7 protein-coding genes are annotated in these 10,780 nt (G+C 73.3%); 3 read left to right on the plus strand and 4 right to left on the minus strand.

What is annotated here, in order from left to right:
• Positions 1-111: 111 nt before the first annotated feature.
• Both OHA98_RS13730 and OHA98_RS13735 read right to left on the minus strand, forming a co-directional pair.
• Entirely contained in the window at positions 112-2,115 is a 2,004-nt protein-coding gene (locus tag OHA98_RS13730) for a HAMP domain-containing sensor histidine kinase (RefSeq protein ID WP_266925619.1), read from the minus strand.
• Positions 2,108-2,827, minus strand: a complete 720-nt coding sequence (locus tag OHA98_RS13735; RefSeq protein ID WP_266925621.1) for a response regulator transcription factor — start codon at positions 2,825-2,827, stop codon at positions 2,108-2,110. Before OHA98_RS13735 ends, OHA98_RS13730 begins: the two co-directional genes overlap by 8 nt.
• A gap of 237 nt (positions 2,828-3,064) precedes the next feature.
• Between OHA98_RS13735 and OHA98_RS13740 the strand changes: the two genes are divergently transcribed.
• Complete coding sequence (locus OHA98_RS13740; protein ID WP_266925622.1) at positions 3,065-5,239, plus strand: tetratricopeptide repeat protein; 2,175 nt, start codon at positions 3,065-3,067, stop codon at positions 5,237-5,239.
• Between the two features lie 45 nt (positions 5,240-5,284).
• Here the strand turns inward: OHA98_RS13740 and OHA98_RS13745 are convergent, their stop codons facing one another.
• Complete coding sequence (locus OHA98_RS13745) at positions 5,285-6,676, minus strand: hypothetical protein (protein ID WP_266925624.1); 1,392 nt, start codon at positions 6,674-6,676, stop codon at positions 5,285-5,287.
• A 575-nt stretch (positions 6,677-7,251) separates the two neighbouring features.
• The gene (locus tag OHA98_RS13750; RefSeq protein WP_266925626.1) at positions 7,252-7,734 is read right to left on the minus strand and encodes a GtrA family protein; all 483 of its coding nucleotides are present in this window, start codon (positions 7,732-7,734) and stop codon (positions 7,252-7,254) included.
• A 310-nt stretch (positions 7,735-8,044) separates the two neighbouring features.
• On the opposite strand from OHA98_RS13750, the gene OHA98_RS13755 reads away from it, so the two are divergent.
• Together OHA98_RS13755 and OHA98_RS13760 are read left to right on the plus strand one after the other, a co-directional pair.
• Positions 8,045-9,337: a cytochrome P450 gene (locus tag OHA98_RS13755; RefSeq protein WP_266925627.1), complete on the plus strand. Its 1,293-nt coding sequence runs from the start codon at positions 8,045-8,047 to the stop codon at positions 9,335-9,337.
• A gap of 62 nt (positions 9,338-9,399) precedes the next feature.
• Positions 9,400-10,584, plus strand: a complete 1,185-nt coding sequence (locus OHA98_RS13760; protein WP_266927912.1) for a cytochrome P450 — start codon at positions 9,400-9,402, stop codon at positions 10,582-10,584.
• Positions 10,585-10,780: the final 196 nt, after the last annotated feature.

Genomic DNA, 10,780 nt, shown 5'->3' on the forward strand with positions numbered 1-10,780 from the left:
TCCAGCTCGGCCCCGTGACGTATCCGGACGGCGGTTCGCACCGGGTACGGGGCATGCGGCCAGGCTGGCGTGAAGTTATGAAGAAGCTGTCAGAGCGCTGTGGTCATCCCATCAGCCCCTCCGGCCGGCCTGCTCTCCTGCGCCCTTTCCGCCGGCCCCCGACATGCCCGCCTCCGACCCGCAGGTCCCTGCCGTGCCGGGGCCCGTCATGTCAGTCCCTGCCACGGGCAGCCGGAGCGTGAAGACCGAACCGGTGCCCTCGGTGCTCGCCGCGCTCGCCGTACCCCCGTGGGCCTCGGTGAGCTTGCGGACGATGGCCAGCCCGAGGCCGCTGCCGCCCGTGCGGCGGCTGCGGGACTTCTCGGCACGCCAGAAGCGGTCGAACACATGGGGAAGGTCCTCGGGCCCGATGCCGTTGCCCGTGTCCACGACCTCGACGACGAGGTGCTCCCCGGACTCGGAGCCGTACGAACGCAGCGTGACCCGCCCGCCCGCCGGGGTGTGGCGTACCGCGTTGGAGACGAGGTTGCCCACGGCCTGCCGCAGCCGGACGGGATCGGCGTCGGCGGTGAGGCCGGGGACGGCGTCCACCGTCAGCGTCACGCCCGCGGTCTCGGCCTGCACCTGGTGTGCGGCGGCCACCTGCCCCAGCAGCTCCGCGACGCGCAGCCGCTCGGGGTGCAGCCGCAGCACACCCGCGTCGGCCGCGGACAGGTCCTGGAGGTCGTCGATGATGTGCTGCAACTGCACCGCCTCCTCCAGGAGCGAGGAGACGAACGCCGGATCAGGATCGGCCAGACCGTCCTGGGCGGCCTCCAGCCAGCCCCGGATGTTGCTCAGCGGGGTGCGCAGCTCGTGCGCGACATCGCTGACCATGGCCTTGCGCTGCTCCTCCAGCCGCGCCCGGTGCGCGGACATGTCGTTGAAGGCGCTGGCCAGCCTGCCTATCTCGTTGTCCGCGGTGACGGGAACCGAGGCCGGTTCCTCGCCGTCGCGCATACGCTGCGCGGCGCCGGTCAGCGCGCGCAGCGGGCGTACGAGCCGGGCGCCCGCGAGCACCGAGGCGCCCACGGTGAGGGCGAGCACCAGTGCGGCGGCACCGGCGATCTTGGCGGTGTTCGCCGGGGAGAGGTCGAAGCCGGGAACGGTGGTGCCGCCCTCGTCGCCGATGAACAGCAGGGCGGGCGAGGCCACATAGGAGCTGAGCTGTTCGCGGCGCGCCGTCCCCACGCACGAGGCGACGGCCCGGTCGCCCTCACTCGTGTGTGCCGTCGGCCTCACGACAGGGGCGGGCAGTTTCACCTTGCCCGGCGAGGGCATGGGCCGGGGCGCGCCCGGCGCTTCGGAGTCCTGGGCCCAGGAGAGATCCTGATTCAGCCGCACAGCGGTCCGGCCCTGGCGTTTCAGGCAGGCGTCGGCCAGCTGGTTGAGGGCCCTGAGCGCCTGCTGTTCGGTGCGGGTGGGTTCCTCCAGCGTCCCCGGGTCGCATCTGGCGCCCCGCATCCGCTCGGGGTCGTTGCCCACGACCTGGATACGGGGCCGTCCGCTCGGTTCCACGACCACGTCCGAGGCGATCCCCGCCCGGCTCAGGCACGCCACCCCCCGGTCGGCGGTCCGCCGCAGCTCCGTACGCTCCGCCGCGGACAGCCGGAACGGGCCGACCGCACGCGCGTCGACCCGGTCGTCGGCCGCACCGGAGCGGCCGGCGTTCTCGGGTGCCAGCACCGTGTCCACGGACATCGGGTCGACGACCGCGGACGCCTGGGGAGGCAGCGCGGGCGGGGTCCGGCCGGTGGCGGAGTCGGCGAGGGGCTGCCGTCCCTGTGTGGTCAGCGCCACCCTGCGCCCGGACTGTTCGGCCAGCCGCTCCACGGTCGGCCCGACGCCGTCCCAGGTGGAGTTGAGGGCCGCGTATCCCAGCAGCGTGTCGTAGATCCGTGCGTCGGCGGTGAGGTTCTGTCCCTGTTCCTGCTTGATCGCCCCGGAGGTGGTCTGCACGGCCAGCCAGGCGGTCGCCGCCACCGAACAGGCCGCCACCAGCGCCGACACGCCGAGCAGCCGCCCGAACAGACTTCTGCGCAGCGGCAGCCGGTCCGGGCCCCGCCCGCTAGGCACGCCGGATTCCCTTTTCGGGGTCCGTCAGCTTGTACCCGACGCCGAAGACCGTGAGCAGTCTGACCGGCCGGCGCGGGGTGGGCTCGATCTTCTTCCGCAGGTTCATGATGTGCACATCGACGGTCCGGTCCCCGATGTACCGGTCGAAACCGTGCAGTTCCTCCAGGAGCCGCTGCCGGGTGAAGACCCGGTCGGGCTGGGCGGCCAGAGCCGCCAGGATGCGGAACTCACCGGGGGTGCACTCCACCCGCCCACCGCCGACCGTCACCTCGTGCCGGCCGGGATCGACCGCCAGCGCGCCCACCCTCAGCACCGGGTCCTCCGGAGCCGGGGCCGCCCCCGGCCGCCGGGTGCGGCGCAGCAGCGTACGGACCCGCGCCATCAGCTCGCGCGGACTGTACGGCTTGGTCATGTAGTCGTCCGCGCCCAGATCGAGCCCGAGCAGCAGGTCGTCCTCCGTGGTGCGGGCCGTCAGCATCAGCACGGGCAGCTCGCGGCACTCGGCACGCAGCACCCGCACCACGTCCAGACCGTCGGCCCGCGGCATCATGACATCGAGCACGAGCAGGTCCGGCTCCTGGTGCCGTACCTCGTCGAGCGCGGCGAGCCCGTCGCCCACCACCCGCACACAATGGCCCTCCCGTTCGAGGTAGCGGCGTACCAGTTCGGCCTGCTTCGCGTCGTCTTCGGCGACTATGACGTTTGCGCACACGCGATCGATCGTAGGTGAGTACGAAGCGCGGTCCGGAATCCGGGCGTCCGCACCACCCCTCCCGCCGTCACCTCCCGTACTCCGCCCCCTGCGCGGAAATCCGCCGCAGGAGCCCGGGGCACCGGCCAACTTTCCCCACGGTCCGACCGCTTGACGCTAACGTTGATCCGCACGGTGGCAGCGGCGGTGCGGGGGAGGTCGCACCGCGCGGAACACCGGGAACGGGGAGTGCGCGACATGCTGGATCCCATTTCGCTGACCGCCATCACGGCGGTGCTCGGCGCGGTCGGTCTGGGCACGGCCAACGAGGCCGGGAAATGGGTGTGGGAATCGGCCGGCGGCTTCGTCCGCAGAATCGTGGGCCGGGAGGTCCCGGCCCCGGCCGGCGCGGGCGAGATCGACGAGGTGGCGCGTCTGGTGTACGAACAGGTGCGCAGGGACCCCCGCAGCGCCGCTTCCTGGAGCGCTTTCGCGAGCCGGGTGAACACCGGCGCGCCGGAGGCCGCGGCCGGGCTCGGACAGCCTCGGCTGCCCGCCTCGATACGGTTCTTCACGGACCGCAAGGAAGCGCTGAAGAGCCTCGACCGCGAGGCCTCGCGCCCCGCCGACGGCCGGCCCAGGCTCGCTCTGGTGCACGGCCCGGACGGCATGGGCACGAGCACCCTGGCCGTGCACTGGGGATCGAAGCAGGCCCGCCTCTTCCCGGACGGCCAGCTCCACGCGGAACTCGGCGGCACCACCTCGGCTCCGCGCGACCCGGGCGCCGTCCTGCGCCTCATGCTCCGCCAACTCGGCGTACGGGAGGAGGAGATGCCGCCCGGTGGCCGGCAGCTCGGCGAGTTCTACCGCCGCTGCGTGGCGGACCGCCGGCTGCTCGTCGTGCTCGACCACGCCCACTCCGGCGCTCAGGTCCGGCCCCTTCTCACCTCCGCCCCCGGGGTGTTCACGATCATGGTGGCCCGCCACCCGTTCCCCGGCCTCGACGCCGTGCGTGTCCCCGTCGGACCGCTCACCGACAAGGACGCCGTGCGGCTGCTCACCGACATCGCGGGCAAACCCGCCGTCGCGGCGGCCCGTGCCGCGCTGCCTTCGGTCCTCGAACGCTGCGGAGGATCGCCGTACGCCCTGCGGGCCGCGGTGCCCCGGCTCTCCGTCCCCGCGTACCCCACCTCCCGGGAGGTTCCCGACGTGCACGGAAGCGACCCCGTACGGGCGGCGGCGGAGGACGCCTACCGCCTGCTGGACCCGCCGGCCGCCCGGCTCTACCGCCTGATGGCACTCCGCGACTGGCCCGCGTTCGACGCCGAGGCGGCCGCGTGGACCACCGGCATCGAGGCCGGGGACGCGGCCAGGGCGCTGGAGGCGCTCGCCGACAGCATGCTGCTGGAGCGCGACGCGGACGCGCACGACACCGGGCGCTACCACTACCGGCCCGCGGCCCGCGAGCACGCCGAGGCCGCCGCCGCGCGCGAGGACGGCATCGCCGCGTGCTCGGCCGCCCTCGCGCGCACCCTGCGCGGCTACGCGGCGCTGGCCGCGGCCGCCGCCCACCAGGCGCTGCCGGAGAGCTGGCGTGTCCCCGGGCCCGCCGCCGGCCCCGGCCCCGCGCCAGACCCCGCCGTCCGGCGGCGGATCCCCGTGTACGAGGACCGGGGCGCCGCGCTCGAAGCGCTCCTCGCGGAGTCCGGGAACCTGGTCCAGGCCGTGCGGTGCGCCGAGGAGTCCGGTGATCCGCGCACCGCCGTGGGCGTGTGCCGCTCCCTGTGGCCGCTCCAGCTCAAGGCGGGTCACCACGAGACGCTGCTGCCCGCCCTGCGTGCCGGGGCGCGCCTCGCCGACGCCCATTTCCCGGGTTCGGCCGACGCCGGGGCGCTGCACGCCCAGCTCGCGCACAGCCTGACCGAACTGCGCCTGTGGGACGAGGCCGAGACCGAGTCGCTGGCGGCCGCGCGCGCCGAGGAGACGGCCGGCCATGCGAGGGGCCATGCCTCGGCGGTGGAGTTCCTGGGGCTGCTGCGGCTGCGCCAGTGGCGGTACGAAGAGGCGTACGCGTGCTTCGAGCAGGCCGGAAGCATCCTGAGGACCCTGGGCGCGCAGGACGAGGGCGTCGCCGATCTGCCGCGCGCCAGGGCCCTGTTGGAGCGGCACCGGGGCCGGGCCCTGCGCGGCCTCGGACGGCGCGAGGAGGCCCGGACGAAGCTGGAGAGCGCGCTGCGGTACTTCCGGGCGGGCGGCGACACGTACAACGCGGCGCGGACACTCACGGATCTGGCCTGGACCTGGCTGGACGCGGAGGACACCGATGCCGCGCTGCCGCTGATCGATGAGGCGATCACGACGCTCGGCGGGCATCGTGCCGACTACCACCTGTCCCATCTCCGGGACATGCGCGAGCGCTGTGTGAACCCATGACGCCCACCCCGCCGGGACAGCCCGACGGGGGTCACCCCGCGGCGGTCACTGCGGCGGGGCCGGGGCGACGCGTACCGGATGCGAACGGGCACCCGTGCGCACCGTCATGCCGGCGCTCACCGCATGCGCGAGGCGCTCGGCGACGGCCGGGGCCTCCGGGCTCCCCGTCGCCAGCCAGGCGTGCAGCGCGGAGGCGTACGCCGCCGGGTCCGCACCGGACCCCGGACCCCCACCGGACCCGGTACCGGCCTCGGGCGCGGCCGTCAGCAGCAGAAGCTCTCCGCCGCGCACCCGGACCGCGCAGGCGGACGGTCCGGTCACATAGGCCGCCAGCGCGCAGTCGGGGTGGCGCCGGAGCACCTCCGCGGTCCAGTGGGACGGCGAGCCGAACCGCGGATCGTCGGGAGCCCCGTCCCGGTAGATGACGTCCGCCAGCTCCAGCCGGCCGGTCTCACGGGTGTCCTCGTGCACGGCGATGTGCAGGTCACCGCCCTCCTGATCCGCGGGCGGCCGGGACCCCGCCCAGCGGCTCACCGCGATCTCGCCGGGCCCGAGCACCCGGGTCAGCACCCGCAGGGGCACGGTGGGGACGGCGGATTCATGCGACGGGAGGGGCAACGGCGTCAGCGAAGCGGGCCATTCCGGTTCCGTCGCACCCATCAGCGAGTAGAACAGCGTCCGGAGCCGGACAGCCGCCTCGCCCGGAACGGAAGTGGTGAACTCGGCGGGCCCCGGCAGCGGCCGGTGGTGCTCGACGAGTGCGTCCAACTGCGGCCGCAGCGGGGCCTCGGGGCGGAGCGCCGGCGCCTCACGCAGAAATCCGGAGATCGGCGCGTCGGGGTCGAGGCAGTCCAGCGGCGCGGACCCCAGCAGTACGGGCGTGCCCAGCGCCGCCGCGTAGTACGTGACGGAGCCGTGGTCCCCGATGACGGCGTCGGCCGCCAGCAGCGCCTGCCGCCAACCCTCCAGCGGGTCGATGAGCGCCAGCCCGCCGCGCCGGGCCCGGTCGAGCCAGGCACGGATCTGACCGGGGCCGTGGCCGTGCCAGATGTTGGGGTGCAGGACGGCGGCGAAGCGGTACTCGTCCACGGGGAACTCGTCCGCGAACCGGGGGAGCAGGGAGGGCAGGAGGTCGCCCCCGGCACCGTCCGGACCGGCCGTACCCCCGTCGCCGAAGAGCGACTCGGGATTCCAGGTGGAGTTCAGGACGACCAGCCGCTGCCCCGGCCGTACCCCGAGCGCCCGGCGGAACCGCTCACGGTAGGGGCGGGCGGCCAGTATCCGGTCGAAGCAGGGATCACCGGCGAGGACGGCGGTCGGCGCCGCCTCGGGGCAGGCCAGGCGCAGCCGCTCGTACTGCTCGGGATGGGACAGGACGAGGGCGTCGGCGACGGGCGCGCCGTTCGCCAGCAGCCACTCCGGCGCGAGCCCGAACACGGGCGCGGCTCCCGCCCCCGTGCCCGGCCCCTGTCCGGTGTCCGGTGTCCGGTGTCCGGTGTCCGGTGTCCGGTGTCGCCAGCCTTTTAGTGTATCCAACACCGTGCGAGAGGACGGTCAACTTGCCCGCAAGCGCTTGGAGTCGGCCGCCGAAGCTGGCCGATACGGCCAGGTCGACCGGCGTCCCGACGGCCTGCTCCCACGGCAGGACCGGTACCCCGGTATCGGCCAGCAGTTCGGCCGTGCCCGCCGCGAAGGCGGAGGAGCCGGTGCAGGTGGCCAGGAGCTGGACGCGCAGATCGTCGTCGAACAGGGGCAGCACATCGAGCAGCCGGGTCGCGGAGGTCACATTGTGGACGACGATCAGTACCCGCAGACACTTCCCGCGCGTCGCCCATCGGGCCGCGTCGTCCCCGACCGGCACCCGCACCCATTCGGTCCCCGCCCGCCCCATCCGCGCCCCTCCTTCGCCCGGTCCACCCAGGGCCGCGGCCCGGCCCGTCCGTGCGTTCCGGTGTGGAGCACGTGACCGGCCACGATAACCAACCGGCGGCCGCGCGGGCGCGTACGGCGTGTCAGGCGGCCATCGTCACGGCCGACCTGCCGAGCGCGGAGGGCTTCGCCGCCGGCCGCTCGGCGAAGACCACGATCCGCAGCAGCGCGAACCGTCCGACCCCCGCCAGCGCCGACGCCGACAGGTAGACGGTCTGCTCCGCCGGCGCGGAGGGCGTGGAGTCGAGGGCGTACAGGGCGAACAGTGCCCCGGTGGTGAAGGCGTAGCTCACGGCGGCCGTCAGGCCGGACTGGAGATGGACGCCCCAGCCCCCGCGCCCGCTGCGGAAGGAGACACGGCGGTGCAGCTCGGTCGCCAGCACCGTGGAGACGACCGTGACCAGGGCGTTCGCCACCATCAGCGGCAGGTGTCCGTTGAGCAGGACGAGCACCCCGCTGGAGGCGACCCCGACCCCGCCGCCGCACACCACGAAGCGCACGAAGGCCGCCACGAGCGGGTGGGCCGAGAGCGGCTGCCGGTGCGGACGGTGCGAGGGGGCGGTCACGGGGTTCCTCCGGAGGGGATGGTGTGCGGTGCGTTGATTCCACCTCAGAATCTATGGACCGGGCGTCCACCGTGCGACCCGATTAGACCCCGACTTCACTGAGGGTTATCCCCCAGAGGGGCCTGGTAGCCAGCTACCCCCCTGTGCCGATCTTGTGGCCAATGATGCGCAGATGTCGCCCCCGCGTGATCGGAAGCGTTCGGGAAAGGCTCTGATAGGCACCCCGAAGCTTCACCTAACCTCCTTATAGTGGTGCCGCGTTGATCGCATGGCCGCAACGCGCGAAGCCGTCGCCACTGGAGTCCGTACGATGACGAACCCCTCACCCGCCGCGCCCGCTTCCCCGGCCGGCGGCTGTCCCGCGGGCGGCGCCCCGGGCGCGGTGCCGCTCGGCGGAGCCGATTCCGGCGTCGAGCCCCAAACCCTCTACCGCACCATGCGGCGCGAGCACGGACCGGTCGTTCCCGTCGAACTGCCCGGGGCGATACCCGCCTGGCTGGTCATCGGCTACCGCGAACTCCATCAGGTCACGAGTGACGGGGAACTGTTCCCCCGGGACGTCTCGCTGTGGAACCAGTGGGGCCGTGTCCCCGAGGACTGGCCGCTGCTGCCGATGGTCGGTCAGCCCATGCCGTCCATCTACTTCACCGCGGGGGCCGAGCACCGGCGGCACGCCGAGATGGTGGGTCCCGCGCTCGAAGGCGCGGATCCCTTCGAAATCCGTTCACACTGCGAACAGTTGGCCGACCGGCTCATCGACGGAATCTGCAGCCGGGGCACGGCCGATCTCATCGCCGAGTTCGCCGTACCGCTGCCCGTCCTCGTGCTCGCCCGGCTGGTCGGCTTCCCGGACGCGGAGGGCGCGGACATCGCCCGGGTGCTGGGGGACCTGGCCGACGGCGGAGCGGGGGCCCAGGAGGCGCACGCGCGTTTCGCCGAGCACATGCGGCGGCTGGTCGCGGCCAAACGGTCGGTGCCCGGGGAGGACGTGACCTCCCGGATGCTCGCGCACCCCGAGCGGTTCACCGACGAGGAGTACGCGCTCGACCTCATGGCCATCACGGCGGCGGGTCACCTGACCACCGCCGACTGGATCGGCAACTCCATGCGTCTGATGCTCACGGAGGACCAGTTCGCCGCCGCCCTGTCCGGCGGGCGCCACAGCGTCGCCGAGGCCATGAACGAGGTCCTGTGGGAGGACGGCCCGACCCAGATCCTCGCCGGGCGGTGGGCGGCCCGGGACACCCACCTGGGCGGGCGGAACATCCGCCGGGGCGACATGCTGCTCCTGGGGCTGGGCGCGGCCAACGCCGATCCGCACATCCGCCAGCAGTTCCCGTCGCCGGGAGGCAGGCCGGGGCAGGGCGGCAACAGCGCGCATCTCGCGTTCAGCCACGGTGAGTACCGCTGCCCGTTCCCCGCCCAGGAGATCGCCGAGACCATCGCCCGGACCGGCATCGAGATCCTGCTGGACCGGCTGCCCGACCTCGAACTGGCCGTCCCCGCGCAGGACCTGGTCCGCCGGCCCTCCGCGTTCCTGCGCGGGATGACCGCGCTGCCCGTCCGCTTCACTCCCGTACGTACGACAGGAGACCCGTCGTGAAATGCCCGCACGCCGCCGACCGCCAGGCCACTCCGGGCGGCGGGGCCGTCGTCATCGACCCGATGGTCCAGGACCTGGACGGGGAGACCGCCCGGCTCCGGGAGGCCGGCACGCTCGCCCGGATCGAACTGCTCGGCGTGCCCGCCTGGACCGTCACCCGGCACGCCGAGGCCCGCAGGCTCCTCGTCGACCCGAGGCTGGTCAAGGACATCGATGTCTGGGAGCTCTGGCGGAGCGGGGCGGTGACCCGGGACTGGCCGCTGATCGGAATGATCGACGCGGGGCGTTCGATGTTCACGGTGGACGGCGACGAGCACCGCCGGCTGCGGACCAAGACCTCCCAGGCCCTCACCCCGCGCCGGCTCGAAGCGCTGCGCCCCGACATCGAGCGGTTCACCGAGGAACTGCTCGACCACCTGGAGGAGCAGGGCAGGGACGGCGTCGTCGACCTGAAGTCCGTGTTCGCCCAGCCGCTGCCCATGCGGGTCGTCGGCATGCTGATGGGGGTGGACGAGGACCGGCATCCGATGCTGACGCAGCGGTACAAGGCCTTCTTCTCCATGCTCACCCCGCAGGAGGAACGCCTCGCGCTGCTGGACGAGTTGGATGTCTTCTACTACGCCCTGGTCCGGGAGCGGACCGCTCGGCCGGGCGACGACCTCACCAGTGCGCTGATCCTGGCCGAGGAGGGCGGGGATCCGCTCACCGAGGAAGAGGTGGTGGGCAACCTGAAGGCCATGGTGGCCGCCGGGCACGAGACGACCATCGGGCTCATCCTCAATGCCGTACGGGCGTTGCTCGCGCACCCCGACCAGCTGCGGATGGTGCTGGACGGGCGGATCGGCTGGGAGACGGTGATCGAGGAGACGCTGCGCTGGGACACCCCCACCACGCATCTGCTGATGCGGTTCGCCACCGAGGACATCCAGGTCGGTGACCAGGTGATCGAGCGGGGGGAGGGGGTCGTCATCTCCTACCGCGCCATCGGGCGGGACACCGAGCAGCACGGCGGCGACGCCGACGCCTTCGACATCACCCGGCCCACCCCCATCCGGCACATGACCTTCGGCCACGGCCCGCACATCTGCCCCGGCGCGGCCCTCTCCCGGGTGGAGGCGGGCATCGCGCTGCCCGCCCTGTTCGGGCGCTTCCCCGGGCTGAGGCTCGCCGTGCCGGACGAGGGGGTCCGCAAGCTGCCCGTGATGACGCAGAACGACATGGAGTCCTTCCCCGTGCTGCTGGGGTGAGCGGCGGACGTCCGCCGCCACGACCCACTCGTCCGGGTGAGAGGTTCGGCGGGCGGCACGTGTCGCGGCGTGCTGTATCTGCCCGGCGTAACCGGTCCGAAGGGGTGGAATGGTCCCAACGGGCCTGCGGCCGAACCTGGTTGCGTAAGATCCCGCGTGATAACTTCGCGATCGATCGTGGAAGGTTGACCGGCGC

The organism is Streptomyces sp. NBC_00654 (genome assembly GCF_026341775.1).
GTDB lineage: Bacteria > Actinomycetota > Actinomycetes > Streptomycetales > Streptomycetaceae > Streptomyces.